This is a genomic window from Prosthecobacter sp. (genome assembly GCF_044222565.1).
GTDB lineage: Bacteria > Verrucomicrobiota > Verrucomicrobiia > Verrucomicrobiales > Verrucomicrobiaceae > Prosthecobacter.
The window spans coordinates 248,971-266,555 of the sequence record NZ_JBGANA010000005.1; the positions used below are offsets into that span (position 1 = coordinate 248,971).

At 61.2% G+C, this 17,585-nt stretch carries 17 protein-coding genes; 8 read left to right on the plus strand and 9 right to left on the minus strand.

Annotation, left to right across the window (positions count from 1 at the left end):
- Positions 1–78 precede the first annotated feature (78 nt).
- Positions 79–705, minus strand: a complete 627-nt coding sequence (dhaL, locus tag ACILSR_RS09660) for a dihydroxyacetone kinase subunit DhaL (protein WP_395749553.1) — start codon at positions 703–705, stop codon at positions 79–81.
- 90 nt (positions 706–795) lie between these two features.
- Positions 796–1,764, minus strand: coding sequence for a 3-hydroxy-5-phosphonooxypentane-2,4-dione thiolase (locus ACILSR_RS09665; protein WP_395749554.1), 969 nt, complete (start codon positions 1,762–1,764; stop codon positions 796–798).
- Between the two features lie 103 nt (positions 1,765–1,867).
- Between ACILSR_RS09665 and ACILSR_RS09670 the strand changes: the two genes are divergently transcribed.
- Positions 1,868–2,704, plus strand: coding sequence for a helix-turn-helix domain-containing protein (locus ACILSR_RS09670; protein WP_395749555.1), 837 nt, complete (start codon positions 1,868–1,870; stop codon positions 2,702–2,704).
- Here ACILSR_RS09670 and ACILSR_RS09675 read toward each other — a convergent pair whose 3' ends face one another.
- From ACILSR_RS09675 to ACILSR_RS09700, 6 genes are all read right to left on the minus strand, one after another.
- Entirely contained in the window at positions 2,705–4,234 is a 1,530-nt protein-coding gene (locus tag ACILSR_RS09675; RefSeq protein ID WP_395749556.1) for a sulfatase, read from the minus strand.
- An 83-nt stretch (positions 4,235–4,317) separates the two neighbouring features.
- On the minus strand, positions 4,318–5,184 hold the full coding sequence (locus ACILSR_RS09680; protein WP_395749557.1) for a hypothetical protein: 867 nt from the start codon (positions 5,182–5,184) through the stop codon (positions 4,318–4,320).
- Positions 5,185–5,201: 17 nt separating this feature from the next.
- Positions 5,202–6,050 (minus strand): amidohydrolase family protein, encoded by an 849-nt coding sequence (locus tag ACILSR_RS09685; RefSeq protein WP_395749558.1) that lies wholly within the window; start codon positions 6,048–6,050, stop codon positions 5,202–5,204.
- Positions 6,051–6,074: 24 nt separating this feature from the next.
- The gene (locus tag ACILSR_RS09690) at positions 6,075–6,968 is read right to left on the minus strand and encodes an endonuclease/exonuclease/phosphatase family protein (protein ID WP_395749559.1); all 894 of its coding nucleotides are present in this window, start codon (positions 6,966–6,968) and stop codon (positions 6,075–6,077) included.
- Positions 6,969–7,050: 82 nt separating this feature from the next.
- Positions 7,051–8,127 carry a dihydrodipicolinate synthase family protein gene (locus ACILSR_RS09695; protein WP_395749560.1) on the minus strand — a complete coding sequence of 359 codons (1,077 nt, stop codon included), beginning with the start codon at positions 8,125–8,127 and terminating at the stop codon, positions 7,051–7,053.
- Positions 8,128–8,141: 14 nt separating this feature from the next.
- Positions 8,142–8,921, minus strand: a complete 780-nt coding sequence (locus ACILSR_RS09700; protein ID WP_395749561.1) for an SDR family NAD(P)-dependent oxidoreductase — start codon at positions 8,919–8,921, stop codon at positions 8,142–8,144.
- Between the two features lie 52 nt (positions 8,922–8,973).
- On the opposite strand from ACILSR_RS09700, the gene ACILSR_RS09705 reads away from it, so the two are divergent.
- Together ACILSR_RS09705 and ACILSR_RS09710 are read left to right on the plus strand one after the other, a co-directional pair.
- Positions 8,974–10,428 carry a sulfatase gene (locus ACILSR_RS09705; RefSeq protein WP_395749562.1) on the plus strand — a complete coding sequence of 485 codons (1,455 nt, stop codon included), beginning with the start codon at positions 8,974–8,976 and terminating at the stop codon, positions 10,426–10,428.
- A gap of 22 nt (positions 10,429–10,450) precedes the next feature.
- Entirely contained in the window at positions 10,451–11,833 is a 1,383-nt protein-coding gene (locus ACILSR_RS09710; protein ID WP_395749563.1) for a neutral/alkaline non-lysosomal ceramidase N-terminal domain-containing protein, read from the plus strand.
- On the opposite strand, the gene ACILSR_RS09715 is transcribed toward ACILSR_RS09710, so the two are convergent.
- Positions 11,834–12,814: a DUF3500 domain-containing protein gene (locus ACILSR_RS09715; protein ID WP_395749564.1), complete on the minus strand. Its 981-nt coding sequence runs from the start codon at positions 12,812–12,814 to the stop codon at positions 11,834–11,836.
- Between the two features lie 150 nt (positions 12,815–12,964).
- Between ACILSR_RS09715 and ACILSR_RS09720 the strand changes: the two genes are divergently transcribed.
- The 5 genes from ACILSR_RS09720 (at position 12,965) to ACILSR_RS09740 (ending at position 17,566) form a co-directional block, all read left to right on the plus strand.
- Positions 12,965–14,035 (plus strand): ABC transporter substrate-binding protein, encoded by a 1,071-nt coding sequence (locus ACILSR_RS09720; RefSeq protein WP_395749565.1) that lies wholly within the window; start codon positions 12,965–12,967, stop codon positions 14,033–14,035.
- Positions 14,036–14,047: 12 nt separating this feature from the next.
- Entirely contained in the window at positions 14,048–14,809 is a 762-nt protein-coding gene (locus ACILSR_RS09725; protein WP_395749566.1) for an ABC transporter permease, read from the plus strand.
- Positions 14,796–15,584, plus strand: coding sequence for an ABC transporter ATP-binding protein (locus ACILSR_RS09730; RefSeq protein WP_395749567.1), 789 nt, complete (start codon positions 14,796–14,798; stop codon positions 15,582–15,584). The genes ACILSR_RS09725 and ACILSR_RS09730 overlap by 14 nt, the downstream gene beginning before the upstream one ends.
- Before the next feature lie 34 nt (positions 15,585–15,618).
- Positions 15,619–16,875 carry an NAD(P)/FAD-dependent oxidoreductase gene (locus tag ACILSR_RS09735; RefSeq protein ID WP_395749568.1) on the plus strand — a complete coding sequence of 419 codons (1,257 nt, stop codon included), beginning with the start codon at positions 15,619–15,621 and terminating at the stop codon, positions 16,873–16,875.
- A 67-nt stretch (positions 16,876–16,942) separates the two neighbouring features.
- The gene (locus ACILSR_RS09740) at positions 16,943–17,566 is read left to right on the plus strand and encodes a hypothetical protein (protein ID WP_395749569.1); all 624 of its coding nucleotides are present in this window, start codon (positions 16,943–16,945) and stop codon (positions 17,564–17,566) included.
- The last annotated feature ends 19 nt before the right edge of the window (positions 17,567–17,585 follow it).

Sequence of the window (17,585 nt, forward strand, 5' to 3'; positions counted from 1 at the left end):
AAAGTCGATCACAGCCGCCACTGAAGAAGTGGCCTTCACCGATGATGAACCCGTATCAACCTTGAAGGGTTGCGTTCCTCACACCGTCACAAAATCCCGCATTGTGTTCAGCATGACCACGACGGAGCAGGCGCCGGCGTCGGGGAAGCCGAGGCAGGCCTCGCCGAGGGTTTTGGCGCGGCCGAACTGGGCGATCATGTTTTTGCTGGCTTCCTTGCCGGACTCTGCGGCTGCGGCCACAGCGGTGAGGGCTTCGGTGAGCGAGAGGGCGGCGGCCTCGCGGGCTTTTTCGGCGGCGGGGGCGAGGGCGTCGATCATGGTTTTGTCGCCGGGCTTGGCACCGCCGCGTTTCATGACGCCTTCAAGGGCTGCATTGAGAAGGAGAGAGAGGCCTTCGGCGTCGAAGGCCGGGAGGCCTGCGAGGGCTTTGCCGCCGGCGCGATAGACGGTGCCGAAGAGGGCACCGGAAGCGCCGCCCATGCTGGTCATCATGGCGGTGCCGGTGGTGACAAAAACCTGCTCCACGCTGGCGGGGTCCATCGGCTCAAGCTGGGCCTTCACCGCCTCCATGCCGCGCTTCATGCCAAGGCCGTGGTCGCCATCGCCGAGATCGCGGTCGGCTTGTGAAAGCATGGGTTCGGCGGCGATGATGGCGTCGGCCACTTGCAGCATCATGAGGCGCACTTGGTTGGGTTTGAGTTCCATGGTTGAGACGAAAAGGGAAATGAGTGGTGGATGGAAGAAGGGGGATCGAGATGATCCCCCTCCTGTGAATGCGTTTGGTGGCTCGAAGGCTTACTTCTTCTTCAGCTCCTTTTTCTTGAGGTCGTTGTAGAGCTCAAAGGCCTTGCTGGCATTGAGGCCGCCGTGCACCACGCCGTGCACCGCCTGCATCATGGAGACGGGCGCGTCGCTCTGGAAGATGTTGCGGCCCATGTCCACGCCGCTGGCGCCTTGCTTGATGGCGTTGGCGCACATCTTGAGGGCGTCGAGTTCGGGGAGCTTCTTGCCACCGGCGATCACGATCGGCACGGGGCAGCAGCTCGTCACTGTGTCGAATTCCTTCTCGGTGTAGTAGCACTTCACCACATTGGCGCCGAGTTCTGCCATGATGCGAGTGGCCAGGCGGAAGTACTGCGGCGTGCGGGCCATGGCACGGCCCACGGCAGTCACGCCCATGACGGCGATGCCGTAGCGGCTGGCGGCGTCCACGAGGTCGGTGAGGTTCTTGAGGGACTGGCGCTCGTAGGCGCTGCCGATGAAGACCTGGACGGCGAGCACGCTGGCATTGAGGCGGATGGCTTCTTCGATGTTGAGAGCGGTGCTTTCGTTGGAGAGGGGCTCAAAGCCGGGGCGGCCGAACTTGGCCTTCTTGCCGTCGATCTCGCCTTCCCACTCTTCCATGGGGCTGATCATCGAGGTGCCGCCGGAGGCACGCAGGGCGATGGCCTTGGTGGTGGAGGCTGGGATCACTGAGCGCTGGATGCCACGGGTGAGCATGAGGCAGTCTGCATAAGGGGCCAGGGGGAGAATGGTCTGGTCCACGCGTTCCAGGCCGGTGGTGGGGCCTTGGAAATAACCGTGGTCAAAGGCGAGCATGACGGTGCGGCCATCCTTGGGATTGAAGACTTTGGAGAGGCGGTTTTTGAGACCCCAGTCGTACTGGTGGCAGCCCTTGAGGAAGAAGCCGGGGGCTTCCTGGGGGACGTCGGTGAAGAATTCCTTTTCCTTCTTGTCTGCAGCGCTGGTTTGGATGTCGGCCATGATGTTTCTAGGGTACGGGTTGAGCGTGAATCCATAAACATTCCCGGCTTGCCGTCCATGCCCGGGCTCGCCAGATTTGTGTCGGATTTCGCAATGGCACTCCATGCAGGCAAAAAAGAACAGCATACTCAGTCTCGTGCCCTCCGGCTCCCAGCATCGGGTGCAGGGGGAGCGAACGGTGGCGCTGCCGGGAGTGGCGGTGGACATCCTGACCACGCGCAAGATCGAACTGCGGCAGTGGGAGCTGCGGCGGCTGAATGATCCGTACTGGAGATTGTACTGGCCGGTGAGTCCGGGAGGGGTGGTGGAAATTGACGGGAAAAAGACGGCGCTGGAGCCGGGGTTTATGTATCTGATTCCGCCACACACGACTTTCAGCACGACGACGACGAGGCCGTTTAGCAAGTGGTATGCGCATTTTAACCTGGGGCCGGTGGCGGACCGGGTGGCGCCGGGGATCCACAAGTTTCCCACCACGGCACTGATGCAGGGCCTGATCCCGGGACTGATGAAGATGAGCAAGGAGAAGGTGCCGGTGCGGTTCCCGTGGCCGACGATTCAACTGGTGATCGCGGCGGTGGAGTGCCTGCCGGAGAGTGTGTGGGAAAAGCAGCATCTGGACGCGCGAGTGCTGCGGGCGATGGAGTTCATGCACCAGCACCTGGGGCTGAAGCTGACGGCGGAGCAGGTGGCGCGGCATGCGGGGCTGAGCCTGCGAAACCTGAACCACCTGTTTCAGCAGGAGCTGCAGCAGTCGCCCATGCGGGTGCTGCTGGACTACCGGCTGGACGAGGCCTGCCGCCGGCTGCGGCATACGCAGGACAGCATCGAAACGATCTCCGAGCAGTGCGGGCTGACGAACCGGTACTACTTCAGCCGGATGCTGCGGCAGTACCGGAATACTTCGCCGGCGATGTATCGGGACGAGAGCTGGGGTTGATCAGGGGAGCTGCGGCTTCACCGGGGTGGTGGTGCCTTTTTCGACGGGATAGACGGCGTGCTGGGCTTCGAGGCCTTCGATGAGGCCTTGCATGAGGCGTTTCAATTCAGCGGGGTGGGTGGAGGCGAGGTTGTTCTGCTCGAAGGGGTCATCTTTCAGATTGAAAAGCTGGTAGTGGCTGCCTTCGGAGACTTCGGTGGGGAAGTAGTGGTAGATGACCTTCCACCCGCCATCGCGGAAGGAGGTGAAGTAATGGGTGCGATGCGGCGCATGCGGGTAGTGCATGAGGAACTTTTCATCGCGGCTGCTGTCGGGTTTGCCGGTGAGCAGGGTGTCGAGCGGGCGGCCATCGAGGGCGTGTTGAGCGGGAGCTTTGACATCGGCGAGGCGGAGGAGGGTGGGGAAGAGATCATACACGGCGGCTTGCTGGCTCTGGATGGCGTTCACGGCGATGGGCAGGCGCTGCTGATGCGGGCTGGCAGCGTCGGGTTTTGCCCATGCGGCGATGAAGGGCACGCGCATGCCGCCTTCGTAGTGAGAGCCCTTTTTGCCGCGGAGCGGAGCGGCGCAGGCGACGGCGTGTTCGTGGCCCAGAGGGGCGTCGCTGCCATTGTCTCCGAGGAAGAGGACGAGGGTGTTGTCCGCGACGCCGAGAGTTTCGAGATGATCCAGGATGTCGCCGAGGGACTTGTCCATGCCTTCGATGAGCGTGGCGAAGGCCTGCGCCTGGGGAGGTTTGCCGCTGTCCTTGTAGTGGTCGGCGAAACGGGGATCGGAATCGAAGGGAGCATGCACGGCATACTGGGCGAAGTAGAGGAAGAAGGGCTTCTTTTCCTGCACGGCGGTGCTGAGGCGGTCCTTGGCTTCGAGCGTGAGAGCTTCGGTGAGGAAGATGTCCTGCCCGTGGTATTTCTCCAGGCCTGGGACGGCGTGGCTGCCGCGCTTGGCCTGCTCTTTGCCTTTGGCAGGGCGGTCGAAGTTTTGTTTGCCGTAATAGCTGCCCGGGGCGCCGATGGAGCCGCCAGCCACGTTGATGTCGAAGCCGATTTTTGAAGGATCAGCCGCCTCAAAGGAACGCGGGGCGAAGTGACCTTTGCCGACGTGGATGGTGCGGTAGCCCGCGCCTTCCAGAAGTCCGGCGAGTGTGACGTCGCCGGGCTTGAGGCCTTTCCAGTTCCACTCTGGCGGGCCCTGGGGGCCGGCGTTGTCGTTGTCGGGGTTGATCCAGTTGGTGGTGCGGTGGCGTGCGGCGTTCTGCCCGGTCATGATGCTGATGCGCGTGGGCGAGCAAACGCTCATGGCGCAGAAGTTGTTGAAGCGGACGCCCTTGGCCGCGAGGCGCTCCATGTTGGGCGTGCGGTAGTATTCATTGAGCGGGTAGCGCTTCGGCTTGCCTGCAGCATCGGTGAGAAAGGGAAGCGAGGTGTCCATGACGCCCATGTCATCGACGAGCATGACGACGATGTTTGGCGGAGCGGCGGCAAAGAGCTGCGAGGCGAGGGCGGTGAGGATCAGCAGCAGGCGTTTCATGAGGTGATCCCAAACGGTGCATGAAGCTGGTTGTTGCAGGCAGGTGATTCACAGCGAGCCTCCCTGCTTGGCACCGAAATGGATCAGTCCGCCTTTTTGGCGCCGGGGGCGGTGAGCACGCTGACGTGTTTGTCATCCGCTGCTTGTTTCAGCACTTCGGCCGACGCCGCATCGCCGAACAAGTGGTGTCTGAGCATGGCGAGGGCGTACTTTTCATAGATGGCAAGGCGTCCGGGGTCCGTTGCGCCGCAGACGAATCTGGCAAGCGGGGTGGAAGGGTTTTCTGGATCGCAATGGGTGGAATGTTGAATGCGCAAGGCCTTGAGCGGAGCGGCGGCATGATTCAACCAGGGCTCGGCATTGGCCTGCCGGTTCCAGGCTCCGGGCTCGGCGAGCAGCATGAGGCCGGGGCTCTGGACTGAGGCCAGGGCCTTTTGGCCATGATCGTCAAAATCCACGGGATCGAGACCGATCCAGCAACGCAGGTGCTTTTCATGGGAAGCGGCGAGCACTGCGGCGTAACCGCCCGCCGAGTGGCCCATGATCGCCACCGCATCGCTGGGTGCCGGTTGAGTAAGATGGCCGGGCGTGTGGACCAGGGTGATCAAATCATTGATCGCGCGGGCATTGCGGGTGTGATGGGTGAAGAACGGCAGATTGGGCACGACGGCGATCATGCCGTTTTGTGCCAGCAGATTCCCCCAGCCCGCCATGACCCGGCGATTGCGGGTGAACCCATGCGCAACAATGACGACTGGCGCTTTGCCGACGCTCCGCGGCAGATAAAAATCCACGGGAACCTCACTGCCCTGCAGGACGAGCTTTTCGGTGCGTTTGAGGACATCCTTGGGCACCGGCAAGGCCGGCACGCGGTTCGCGCAGCTGCCTACGATGATCAGTGCCGCGAAAGCGAGCGCTGGAAATCGCAAATGGTGGAGAAGCCGTTTCATGGTTTGTCGCGCATGGGTCAGTGATTCAGCCCCAGCAGAGTCAAGCTGTCGCGGTGGATCATGGCTTCGATTTGAGCGGCATCGAGACGCGGGAGTTTCGTGCCTTCGAGCATGTCGTTGAGCTTGCGGATGCCGTCGATGGAGGCGTTGACGGTGGTGAAGGGGAAGTCGGTGCCGAAGAGGAGCTTGTGCCAGACGCCGTACTCCTGGGCGAGCATGAGGGAGTTGTAGAGCTGCCAGGGGCGGTAATGGAGGGCGCTGACGTCGGCGAAGACGTTGTCGTGCTTGCGGATGGTGACGAGGCATTCGCCTTCATAGGGATGACCGAGATGGGCGAGGATGATTTTGAGGCCGGGGTGTTTCAGGGCGACGGGCTCGATGAGACGCGGCAGGGTGAAGGCCAGCGGGGCCTGGGCGATGAAGGTGGTGCCCATGTGCAGCAGAACGGGCAGGCCGTGCTTTTCCGCGTAGGACCACAGAGGTTCCAGACTTGCATCGTCCGGGCTGAAGCCAGCGTACATGGGCAGCAGCTTGATGCCACGGAGGCCGAGTTCTTCATGGCCGATCTGCATTTCGAGCTGCCAGCTTTCCTGAGTGGGATCGAGGGACATGAAACCGATGAGGCGTGCGGGATCGCGCGCGACGTAGTCTGCGACGGTCTGGTCACTCACCCAGAGGCCGCTGAGCCTGGCCTTGCCACCGAAAACGATGGTGCGGGTGTCTGCGGGTGCGGTGGCGCGGTAGGCTTCATAGGTGGCGCTCATGTCCACCACGTGGCCTGGGCGTGCACGACCTGCCTGGTGGATGAAATCGGAGGAAAAGTCGGAGGGAAAGTTCCAGGCGTGGGAGTGGACGTCGATGATCATGGGAGGAGAATAAGGGAGAGCAGTTCAGGGGCGTCTGCGCAGTTCGACTTCGATCCAGCGGGCGGCGTGGTCGCTCCAGGGGATTTTGGGGTCGGCGCTCAGGAGGCCGGTGAGCTTGCCGAGGGAGAGGACATGCCACTGCCAGGCTGTGCCGCTGCCGAAGATGTGGTCGATGGCGGCTTTGTCCCCGGTGAGATGCTGCCAGCCGCCGGATGCGATGAGAGGAGCAAGGATGTCGCTGTCTGGTTTGCTGTTCCAGTCGCCAAGCCAGAGGGCGGGTGAGCCAGTGTCCTTCACGCGGGCGGCCCAAGGGATCAACTGGCGGCCCTGAGCGAGCTGGGTGGCGAGATACTGGCCGCGATAGCGGGCGTGCATGTGGGTATTGGCGACGTAGAGGAGTGTGCCGTCTGGAAGCCGCATGGCGGAGAGGGAGAGGCCTTTGCCAGCCCACCAGTCGCCATGGTGCACGGCTTCGGGGCGGCCATTCTCGGCGTAGCGGATGAAGCCTTCGGACTCGAAGGGATAGCGGCTGACGAGGAGGAGGCCGCTGCCGACGAGGCCGCTGGGGAAGTACCGGGAATGAGGGAGGCCGGCCTCACGCAGGGCGGTGGTGAGGAGGTTGCGGTCGGCCTGGACGAAGACTTCCTGAAAGCCGACGATGTCGGGCTTAAGTTTTACGATCTCGCGTGCGATGATTTGCATGCGCTCGGCGCGGCGTGGTGTGAAGCCGAAGATGCCCCAGAGATTCCACGTGACGACACGGAGGCGCAGCGGCTGGAATGTGGGAGGTGGAGTGAAGGTGGCGAAGTGTGATGGCTCTGGGACGGAAGTGTGGTAGACATTCCAGGTCATTGCCGCGGACAGCATGAGGGCCGAAACGAGGAGGATAATGAAGAGGCGTTTGAGCCAGCGCTTCATGAAGGGAAGGGCGGGGAGATTTGGGGGCAAGGTCAAGGTCCGTGTCTGCGGGCGTGGTGCTCATCTCGACGGAGCGAGATGGCTACTTTTGACGCAGCCAGTAGTGCTGCTTGTGGCCGCGATGGGTGAATTCATCGACAAGTTGGCGGGCTTCGGTTTCGGTGGTGGCGTCGCACATGACGAAGTCGTTGCCGTTGTCGTCGGTACGACAGACCTGCCATGTGGCTGCTGGCTTGCCGGCCGGGGCTGATTCTGCGGCTGCGAGCATGCGATCAAACTGCCGCTCCACTTCGCATTTGGTTTCGTCATCGAGTTTGAAGCCGACGGGGCCGCGAACGAGGGTGTTTTTGAAGATGCCCTGGCGGACGAGGAGATGCTTTTCGACGGCGAGAAAGCCATCGAGACTGGTCTGCATGGAGATGAGGGCGGAGAGGGGGCCGTGGATGCGGTCGGCTTTTTCGGTGTCGCCAGATTTCAGAGCGTTCCACAGCGGGACGAGGCCGCGAATGAGATCTGCGCCAGGCATGGTGCCCACTACGCCGCGCTTGAAGGAATCGACGAGGGCGATGCCGCCGGTGCCTTCGAAGACGCGGGCGCGGCCCTGGGTGGCATCGCGGAGTTCGCTGAGCTTGGGCCCGATGGGGGAAGCTTCGGGTTTGTATTGAACGCGATCGGGGCCGAACTCGGCGAGCAGTTTGGCCTGCATGGCGATGGGCATGGGCTTGCCGACGTAACCGCTGGCGTCCTGCACGATGACGGGAATCTGGATGGCGTGGATGATGCGGGTGTAGTAGGCGAGCAGTTCGCTTTCGCCGATGCCGATGGAGACGGGTGGGATGGCCATGACGGCATCAGCGCCGACGCTTTCGGCGTGTTTGGCATAACGCTCGGCCACTTTCGAGGATTCTGCGCCGACGCTGATGATGACAGCGCCGCGATCTTTGCCGAAACGGCAGGCGGCGGCCGCGAGTTGTTCGCGTTCTTCGCTGTCGAGCCGCAGGGTTTCGGAGACCATGGCCATGACGATGCCGTGGGCACCGCAGTCGTAGAGCCAAGAGATTTCGCGTTCGAGAGTTTCGAGGTCGAGCGTTTCGTTTTCGAGCCAAGGGGTTTGGAAGACGGGGAGGACGCCGTGGAGTTCGTGTTTGGATGAAGTCATGTTGGGTTGAGAATTCACCAGAGCAGCCTGCCGCCGTCGATGACGAGGACGCTGCCGGTCATGTAGCTGCTGGCTTCGCTGGCGAGGTAGAGGGCGAGGGGGCCGATTTCCTCGGGGCTGCCCCAGCGGCCCATGGGGATGCTGGTGGCGACTTCGCCTTCGAACTCGGGGCGCTCGCCGATCCAGCGTTTGTTGGCGTCGGTGAGGAAGGGGCCGGGGGCAATGGCGTTGACCGTGATGCCGTGGGCGGCCCAGTCGGCGGCGACGGCTTTGGTGAACATGGTCAGCGCGCCTTTGGAGGTTTCGTAGCTGCGACCACGCATGGCCTTGCCGGGCCAGAGGGCATTGATGGAGGAGATGTTGATGATGCGGCCCCACTTGCGCGGAATCATCGCGCCGCCGATGCGCTTGGTGAGGATGAAGGCCTGGGTGAGATTGAGATCGAGGATGCGCTGCCAGTCTTCGAGCGCGAGGTCTTCGGTGGGTGTGTTGATGCGGCGGCCGCCGACGTTGTTGATAAGGATGTCGATGGGCGGGTGATCACGCAGAAGGACATCGCAGAGGCGTTCGGCTTCTTCGGGTTTGGAGAGGTCGGCCTGGAGGGTCGTCACGGTCAATCCTGAGGCCTGCAGAGCGGCACGTGCGTTTTGCAGGTGCGTTTCATCGGAGCCGGCGATGATGAGTTCCGCTCCGGCTTCACCGAGTGCACGCGCCATCTCGAGGCCGAGGCCGCGTGAACCGCCGGTGATGAGGGCGCGTCGGCCGGTGAGATTGAAGCGATCAAGGATTGGCATGGAACAAAGAATCGGCGGAGTGAAACGACTCTTTCAGACGTTTCCTCCCGGCATGAGTCGATTCATTTTTCCGATGCTGTTTTTGGGGCTGATTTCAAACCTGCATGCCCGAAACCCCAACATTCTGTGGCTCGTGGGTGAGAACCTCTCGCATGATCTTGGTTGTTATGGAGCGAAGAACGTCCACACGCCGAATCTGGACCGGCTGGCGAAGGAAGGTGTGCGGTTCACGAATGTTTTTTCGACGAACCCGGCCTGCGCACCGAGCCGCAGCGCCTTTATGCTGGGAATGTATCAGACGACGACGGACACGCACCACATGCGCTCCCATCGCACGGATGATTTCAAACTGCCGCCGGGGGTGCGGCCAATGACACACCGCCTGCAGGATGCGGGCTACACAACGACGAACCTCAAGACCATCGAAGGAAAGCCAGTGGGCACCGGCAAGCTGGACCTGAACTTTGTGAACGAGGGGCCCATTTATCAGACCGATGGATGGAGCGCGCTGAAGGCAAAGCAGCCGTTCTTTGCACAGATCAATTCACATGAGGTGGAGTATGACATCTACGACCGCCAGAGCGCCAAGAAGGCACGCGTGGAGTGGGTGGGCGAGCGCGAGCACGTGAAGCATGCCACGCCGGAAAACGTGACAATACCGCCGTACTACCCCGACCATCCGCTGGTGCGCGAGGAGTGGGCGCGCTATCTGAACTCGGTTTCTGGCATGGATGTGCGCATTGGCTGGGTGCTGGAGCAGCTGCGCAAAGACGGGCTGGAGGACGACACCATCGTTGTTTTCTTTGCTGACAACGGGCGGCTGGAGCCGCGCGGCATTCACTGGTGCTATGACAGCGGATTGCGCGTGCCATTGATCATCAGGTGGCCGAAGAACTATCCGGCTCCAGAGGGCTGTGCGGCGGGGAGTGTGAATGAGCGAATCGTGAGCCTGATCGATGTGACGGCGACGACGCTGGATTTTGCGGGGATCGCCAAGCCACGGCTGATGCAGGGGCGTGTGATCGTGGGGCCGCATGCGGAGGCGCCGCGCACCTACGCTTTTTCGGCGCGGGACCGCATTGATGAAACGGTGCAGCGCATCCGCTCGGTGCATGACGCGCGCTTTCATTACATCCGTACTTATACAAAAGGGCCCACCTTTGCCTCTCTCAACCGCTACAAGGAGAAGTGCTTTCCCATCCTGCCGCTGATGCGTGAGATGCAGGCACGAGGCGAGCTCAAAGGCCCGCCGCTGCAGCTGATGCAGCGCAGCGGCCCCTGCGAGGAGCTGTATGACACGCAGGCGGACCGGGACGAAATCTTCAATCTGGCCGATTCGACCCAGGCCGAACATCGTGAGGCGCTGCAGCGGCTGCGTGCAGCTTTGGACACTTGGATCATCGAGACTGGCGATCTCGGTGCCATGCCCGAAGCACCGGAGGTCATCGCGCCGTTTGCCCAGGAGATGGACGCCTGGTTTGGCACGCCGGATTGGGCCAAGAAATGAGTCGGCGGCGCGTACATGTGCCATGACCACACGCCTCCTCGCCTGCTGCCTGCTTTTCGTTTCTCAAATCCAAGCCGGCGATTTCCGTGTGGGAGCCGCGCAGGTGGACATCACGCCAAAGAACGGGACGCCGCTGGGAGGCTATTACAAGTTTCGTGGTTCGGAGAGCGTGCTGGACCCGCTGTATGCGAAGACGCTGGTGTTTGAAAAAGATGGCGTGCATGCGGTCGTCGTGGTGCTGGATCTCTCGGGCACGGTGCGGCCGCTGGTGGAGGAGATGCGGAAGGTCATCCAGGAGCAGTGCGGCATCGAGGGAGATAATGTGATGATCTCCGGCACGCACACGCATTCCGGGCCGCAGCAGCCGCGTGGCACGCTGATGGATGACATCACGAAGGTGAACTCGCCCGCCGGAGTGTCCTACATCAGCGCGCTGCCGGGCCTCGTGGCGCAGTCGGTGAAGGAGGCGAAGGCGAAGCTGACGCCTGCGAAGGCCTCGGTGGCGGTGGGGAAAGCGGAGGGCATCAGCTTCAACCGGCGCGTGCTGAGGGAGGGAGTGAAGGAGGCGATCTGGCAGCCGCAGAAGCTGAACCCTGCCACGGACAAGCCGGCGGGGCCGATTGATCCCGATGTGGGTGTGGTGGCTTTTCATGGCGCAGGTGCGGATGCCGTGCCGCTGGCTTCGTTTCTGAACTTTGCCATGCATCCCACCTCCGTGGGCGGCGGCACAAAGATCTCGGCGGATTATCCAGGCGTGTTTACGAAGCTCGTCACCGAGCGCCACGGCCTGGGCATGATCTCTGTGTTTGCCAACGGCTGCTGTGGGAACATCAACCACGGCGACTACATCACCGGCAAGCGCCGCACCACGCTGGAGCTGGGTACTGCGCTGGCGGATGCCTCAGATGCCGCGTGGGCCAGGCTGCAGCCCACCACCGCCTACGCGCCCCGCGTGCGCTCGGAGCAGGTGACGCTGCAGCGCCGCAGCTACACGCCTGAGCAGATCGCCAAGGCGAAGGACATGGCCGCGAACATGTTTACGAAAAACTTCGGCACCGTGCCCATGGCGGAGACAGTATGCATTTTGGAGACGGTGGAGAAGCAGGAGAAAAACATCCCGCTGCTGGCCGAGGTGCAGGTGATCGCGCTGAGCGACGACCTCGCCATCGTGGCGCTGCCAGGAGAGATTTTTGTGGAACTGGGGCTGGCGCTGAAGAAGGCCTCTCCTTTCAAGACCACGCTCATCGCCGAGCTGGCGAATGGAAGCATTGGGTATGTGCCGAACCGTGAGGCTTATCCGCAGGGGAACTATGAGGTGGTGAGTGCGCGGAATGAAGTGGGGAGCGGCGAGAAGCTGGTGGAGGTGGCGCTGCGGCTGCTGGGTGAGGTGAAGGCGGGGAAATGATCACCCCACCTTCGGCGCGCGGATATGCGCCCAGCAGTGCACATGAGGGTCGCCGCGGAAGAACCAGACCATGTTGGGGCCTTCGATCTGCCAGACGTCCCAGATGCCGTCTTTGCCGACGTCCTGGTTTTTGAAGAAGGCCATGTGGAGATTGTCGTAGCCGCCGGCTTCGATGTATTTCATGGACTCTTCGCGTTCGGACTGGCGGAAGGGTTTGAGGAGGTCGGCGATGACTTTTTTGACGAGGTCTTTCTGGTCGGCGCTGAGTTCGGTGAGTGGGATGCCTTCGAGGCCTTTGGTTTTGCCGGTGAGCTTGACGGTGTCGTTGCCGTCTTCGTCGCGGGATTCGCCGAGGAGGGCAAGCTCGCGCTGCTTGCCATCGAGGGCCTTGAAGACTTCGTTGGCGCGCTTGGCCTGATACCAGTAGGCGTTGCCGGGGTGGTCGGGCTTTTCATTGAAGCCCTGGGCGGCGTGGCCGTAGAAGATGGGGCCGCCGAAGGCTGCGCCTTTTTCGCTGTCGCCATCGCAGCGGCGGGTGCAGTGGCGGCCGGTGAGGACGAACTCGAACTGACTGGTGCCGGGCTGGCCGAAGAGGGCGATGGAGGCGCTGCCGAAACCGCCGTCGCCTTTGTTGTCCTGATCGAACTGACGCCAGACTTCGGATTTGTATTCGTCGCTGTGGAGCTTGTCGAAGATCTCGCGCACGAGTTCCTGCTGGTCGGGCTTGAGGACGTCGCGGATTTTCTGCGGGGTGATGTGCCAGTTGTTGTCCACCTTGAGGCGGCGGGGATCGCTCCAGGCAAAGCAGAGGGTTTTGCGCTGGGCTTCGTCCATGCTGCCGTAGAGCTGCTGGACGAGGGTCTCCGAGGTGGCGGGGGAAGTAGCGCCGAAGGCGGAGCCGAGGAGGCCCGCGGCGGCGGCTTGCGCACTGCGGGTGATGAAATCACGGCGGCCGGCCGAAGAAATGAGGGGCGTTTTCATGGCTGGTTTTTATCAAACGGGGGAGAAAGTGGAAAGTTTTGTTTTGTCATCCCGCCAGCGTTTGGAAGCGGCTGATCCATAGCCAAACGGCATGGAAGAGATGCTGAATGGGTATTTTGGATATGGAGCGAATGGGGTGTAGAGTATGAAGTGAAACTTCTTGGAACTACATTCATCTGCGGCGCGCTCTGGCTGGCGCTGATCACGACCATGCATGGTTCGCTGAACCTGAAGTGGTTCGCACCGAAAGTGGCGAGCACATCCAAAACGGGCGACAAGTTTCGCATCGGGTTTCTGCCGGTGACGTGCCACCTGACATGCCCGGTCACGGATTTCATCAATCAGCAGGTCGAGGGACAGAGCACGTTCGAGCCGGTGAGGTTCAGCGGCTGGCCGGAACTGAAGGAGGCGTTTCTTTCCGGTTACACACCTGCCACATTCATCCTGGCACCGATGGCGATGGCGCTGCGGGAGCAGGGGGTGCCGCTGAAGATTGTTTATCTGGGGCATCGGGACGGCACGGCGATGATGGTGCACAAGGATTCGCAGATTTTCCGCTTTGAGGATCTGCGTGGCAAAAAGATTGCGGTGCCGAACCGCTACTCGAACCAACGGCTGCTGATTTTTCGTGCGCTGAAGCAGGCGGGGATGACGATCAATGACGTGGAGCTGGTGGAGATGCCGCCGCCGGACATGCCTGCGGCGCTTTACTCCAAGGCGGTGGATGCGGTGACGAGCGGAGAGCCTTTCATGGGGCAGACGGAGATCGACGGGTATGGCCGCGTGCTTTACCTGACGAAGGATGTGTGGCCAAACTTCATCTCCTGCGTGCTGGCGGTGCGGGAGGATTTCATCCAGAATGACCGTGAGACGGTGCAACGTCTGGTGGATGGCATCGCGAGCAGCGGCAAGTGGCTGGACCAGACAATGGACCACCGCATGGATGCAGCGAAGTTTGTGGCGAAGAACTACTACAACCAGCACCCGCGCCTGCTGGAGTTTGTGCTGAGCAAGCCGCCGGACCGCGTAAAATACACGAATCTGGCGCTGCGGAAGGCGGACTTTGAGGAGATCGAGGCACTGGCGCTCGAGGCGGGGGTCATTCAAAAAGATGTGATTTTTGAAGACTACACAGACGCCTCTTTTGTGCCGGATGATGCGCAGGTGAAAGCGTCCTCCTATGAGGGGCTGAAAGGTGGAGAAGTGCCGCCGAGGAAATAAACTGACCCAAGCATGAAGCGTTTTTCTTCCGTCCTCCTGCCGCTGACCACTGCGGTGATTTTTCTGATCGTGTGGCACTCGCTCGTCCGCCTGTCTGGCAGTGATCTTTTTCCGACACCCATGGAGGTGGTAAAGGGCATCCAAGAGCTGTTCGAGAAAGGACTGCTGCTCAAATACATCGTGGCTTCGCTCTTTCGTGTGAGCTGGGGTTTCGGGCTTGCCGTACTGGTGGGGGTGCCGCTGGGTTTGATCCTCGGCTGGTTCAAGCCGGCGTTTCAGGCGCTGAATCCGATGATCCAGATTTTGCGTCCGATCTCGCCCATTGCGTGGATTCCCGTGGCAATTCTTTGGTTTGGGATTGATGACACGGCTCCCGTTTTCCTGATTTTCCTGGCGAGTGTGTTTCCGATCACGGTGTCATCGATGGCGGCGGTGCAGAACATGCAGCTCGTTTACCTGCGTGCGGCACAGAACTTTGGCATCAAGGGGCCGCAGCTGTTCCGGCGGGTGATTCTGCCTGCCGCGCTGCCGCAGATCATCACCGGGATTCGCATTGCCCTGGGCATCGCCTGGCTGGTGGTGGTGGCGGCGGAAATGATCGCCGTGAACAGCGGGCTGGGTTATCTCATCATCGATGCGCGTAACGCCGGCAAACGCTACGACCTGGTGGTTGCAGGCATGGTGATGATTGGTTTGATCGGACTGGTGCTGGACCTGCTGATCCGGCAGCTGGAAAAATTTGACGAGGTGAAATGGGGCTATGGACAAAGATAAATCACTCATCCACGTGCGGGACTGCTGGAAGTCATTCCCGGGCAAGAAATCTGGCGAACAGGTGCATGTGCTGGAGCGCGTGAATCTGGATGTGAACGCAGGCGAGTTCGTCTGTGTTGTGGGCCCTTCTGGCTGTGGCAAATCGACGCTGCTGAACATCATCGGTGGCTTTTTCAAAGAGACGCAGGGGGAGGTGAAGGTGGCGGGAGAGACGGTGAACGGGCCTGATCCGCGCCGCATCTTTGTGTTTCAGGAAAACGGGGTGTTTCCGTGGCTGACGGTGGAGGACAACATTGGTTTTGGGCTCATGTCGCGGCCGGCTGCGGAACGTGCCGAGCGGGTGGCGCACTACATTGGAATGGTGGGCCTGACAGGATTTGAGAAATCCTACCCACGTGAGGTGTCAGGCGGCATGCGGCAGCGGGTGGAGATCGCCCGTGCTTTGGCAGCGGATGCGGATGTCCTTTACATGGATGAACCGTTTGGGGCGCTGGATTTCATCACGCGTTTGAAGATGCGTGCGGACCTCATCCGCATCTGGCAGGCGGAGAAGAAGACGATCTTGTTCGTGACTCATGACATCGAGGAAGCGGTGCAGCTGGCGGACCGCGTGGTGGTGATGAGCAGGCGCCCGGCCACTGTGGCCGAGGAGGTCAGGGTGGACCTGCCGCGGCCGCGTGACCTGGATTCTCCCGGCTATCTTTCAGCGCGTGACCGCATTTTTGCCATCATGGGCATGGACGTGCATGGTGGCGGTGCGGGTGATTTGAAGTAACTCTTGTTGTATTAACTACGTATTCCTACGAACCATGAACAGCACCCACGAAGTCATCATCATCGGCGGCGGTCCGGCCGGAACGAGCACTGCAGCCATTCTTGCGGAATACGGCCATAAAGTGCTGGTGCTGGAGCGGGAGAAGTTTCCGCGCTATCATGTGGGGGAGTCGTTGATTCCGTTCACCTTTGGACCGCTGGAGCGGCTGGGTTTGATTCCGACGATGAAGAAGTCGCACTTCATGAAGAAGTTCAGCGTGAGCTTTGTGCAGCCTGATGGTCGGCGCTCGCAGCCCTTTTATTTTTACAACCGCTATGACCGGGAGACGGTGGCGCAGACGTGGCAGGTGATGCGCTCGGAGTTTGACCAGATGCTGATGGAGCACGCGCGCGGCAAGGGTGCCACGGTGCGCGAGGAGACGACGGTGACGCAACTGCTCAAGGATGACAGCGGCCGGGTAATCGGCGTGGCGGTGCAGAACAAGGACGGCAGCAAGGAGCACCTGCTGGCCAAGCTGGTGATCGATGCCTCGGGCAAGGAAGCCTTTGCCTCCGTACGCGAGGGCTGGCGTGTGGGTGACCCCTATCTCAACAAGGTGGCAGTGTGGACTTACTACAAGGGCTCGAAGCGCGAAGCAGGCCTGGATGAAGGGGCGACGACGATCGCTTTCGTGCCGGACAAGGGCTGGTTCTGGCACATTCCGATGCATGATGACATGGTGAGCGTCGGCGTCGTTGCCGAGGGCAAGTATCTGAGCCGCGGAGGCGTGAAGGACCCGAAGGCGATGTTTGAACGTGAGATTGGTGAGAACCAGTGGATCAAGGATCACCTTTCGACGGGGGTTTCCACGGGCGAATACTGGATCACGAGCGAGTATTCACGCCACTCGAAGTACGGCGCCTCGCCGGGCCTGCTGCTGGTGGGGGATGCGTTTGCGTTTCTGGATCCGGTGTTCAGCAGCGGTGTGATGCTGGCATTGAAGAGCGGCGTGCTGGCGGGAGAGGCGGTGCACGAGGCCCTGGTGGCGGGTGATCTTTCGCCGGAGCGCTTTGCCGAATACGCCGAGCTCATGCGCCAGGGCATCGATAACATGCGCAAGCTGGTGTATGCCTTCTACAATCCGAATTTTTCCTTCAAGGATGTGGTGATGAAATATCCGGACGCCGGTGACGAGATCACCGACTGCCTGTCTGGCGATGTGAACAAGGACTACTCATCCCTGTGGACGAAGATCCGAGAGTTCTCCCCGATACCCGACATCCTGCCCTATGGGGTGCCGATGGCGGCGTGAGTGGAGGAAGATGAAGTGATTTTAATTATCGCGATGCATGGGGGTGGGGAACCTTCTTCGCACCGTCATGAAAACGCTTCTGCTTCACGTCAGCCTCTATTTTTGCGCCCTGTCGAGTCTTCAGTCCCGCACCTGGACGGAGGCGCAGACGGGCCGAACATTGGAGGGTGATTTTATCAGTGTGCAGGGAAGTGCGGTGGTGGTGCGCACGGGAAATGGCGGCACGCTGCAGCTGCCACTGGCACGCCTGAGCGAGGCTGATCAGACCTTTGTCAAAGAGCAGGGGGCGGCTGCCACAAAGCCTGCGGCGGCGAAGGCGGATGAGAAAGGATCGGACAAGGACGATGTGAAGAAACAGCTCATTGGCACATGGGATGGCTTCATGGCGGACAGCGATGGCTCGAAGCATGGGGACATCCGGCTGGTAATCACGGCGGATAAAATCACCGCTTCCAATCCGCAGGGGAATCGAGAGATGGGTGCGGGAACGTACAAGATCTCGGGCAAGCGAATCGACGCCACTGGCACGGAAGGGCAGTTTGCCGGTAAAAAGTATGAGGGCATCTTTGACCTCGACAGCAAGACCTTGAAATGGTGCTCGGCGAACGACAATCCGAACTCCAGCCGCCCCACCAAGCTGCAAACGAACCCGCAGGCCGGGCAGTTCCTTATGGTGCTGGAGAAGAAATAACGGTTTTCATGACCGGCAT

Excerpts from the sequence above, each read along its gene's own strand:
- dhaL (WP_395749553.1), bottom strand. The coding sequence starts at position 705 with ATGGAACTCAAACCCAACCAAGTGCGCCTCATGATGCTGCAAGTGGCC.
- ACILSR_RS09665 (WP_395749554.1), bottom strand. The coding sequence starts at position 1,764 with ATGGCCGACATCCAAACCAGCGCTGCAGACAAGAAGGAAAAGGAATTC.
- ACILSR_RS09670 (WP_395749555.1), top strand. The coding sequence starts at position 1,868 with ATGCAGGCAAAAAAGAACAGCATACTCAGTCTCGTGCCCTCCGGCTCC.
- ACILSR_RS09675 (WP_395749556.1), bottom strand. The coding sequence starts at position 4,234 with ATGAAACGCCTGCTGCTGATCCTCACCGCCCTCGCCTCGCAGCTCTTT.
- ACILSR_RS09680 (WP_395749557.1), bottom strand. The coding sequence starts at position 5,184 with ATGAAACGGCTTCTCCACCATTTGCGATTTCCAGCGCTCGCTTTCGCG.
- ACILSR_RS09685 (WP_395749558.1), bottom strand. The coding sequence starts at position 6,050 with ATGATCATCGACGTCCACTCCCACGCCTGGAACTTTCCCTCCGACTTT.
- ACILSR_RS09690 (WP_395749559.1), bottom strand. The coding sequence starts at position 6,968 with ATGAAGCGCTGGCTCAAACGCCTCTTCATTATCCTCCTCGTTTCGGCC.
- ACILSR_RS09695 (WP_395749560.1), bottom strand. The coding sequence starts at position 8,127 with ATGACTTCATCCAAACACGAACTCCACGGCGTCCTCCCCGTCTTCCAA.
- ACILSR_RS09700 (WP_395749561.1), bottom strand. The coding sequence starts at position 8,921 with ATGCCAATCCTTGATCGCTTCAATCTCACCGGCCGACGCGCCCTCATC.
- ACILSR_RS09705 (WP_395749562.1), top strand. The coding sequence starts at position 8,974 with ATGAGTCGATTCATTTTTCCGATGCTGTTTTTGGGGCTGATTTCAAAC.
- ACILSR_RS09710 (WP_395749563.1), top strand. The coding sequence starts at position 10,451 with ATGACCACACGCCTCCTCGCCTGCTGCCTGCTTTTCGTTTCTCAAATC.
- ACILSR_RS09715 (WP_395749564.1), bottom strand. The coding sequence starts at position 12,814 with ATGAAAACGCCCCTCATTTCTTCGGCCGGCCGCCGTGATTTCATCACC.
- ACILSR_RS09725 (WP_395749566.1), top strand. The coding sequence starts at position 14,048 with ATGAAGCGTTTTTCTTCCGTCCTCCTGCCGCTGACCACTGCGGTGATT.
- ACILSR_RS09730 (WP_395749567.1), top strand. The coding sequence starts at position 14,796 with ATGGACAAAGATAAATCACTCATCCACGTGCGGGACTGCTGGAAGTCA.
- ACILSR_RS09735 (WP_395749568.1), top strand. The coding sequence starts at position 15,619 with ATGAACAGCACCCACGAAGTCATCATCATCGGCGGCGGTCCGGCCGGA.
- ACILSR_RS09740 (WP_395749569.1), top strand. The coding sequence starts at position 16,943 with ATGAAAACGCTTCTGCTTCACGTCAGCCTCTATTTTTGCGCCCTGTCG.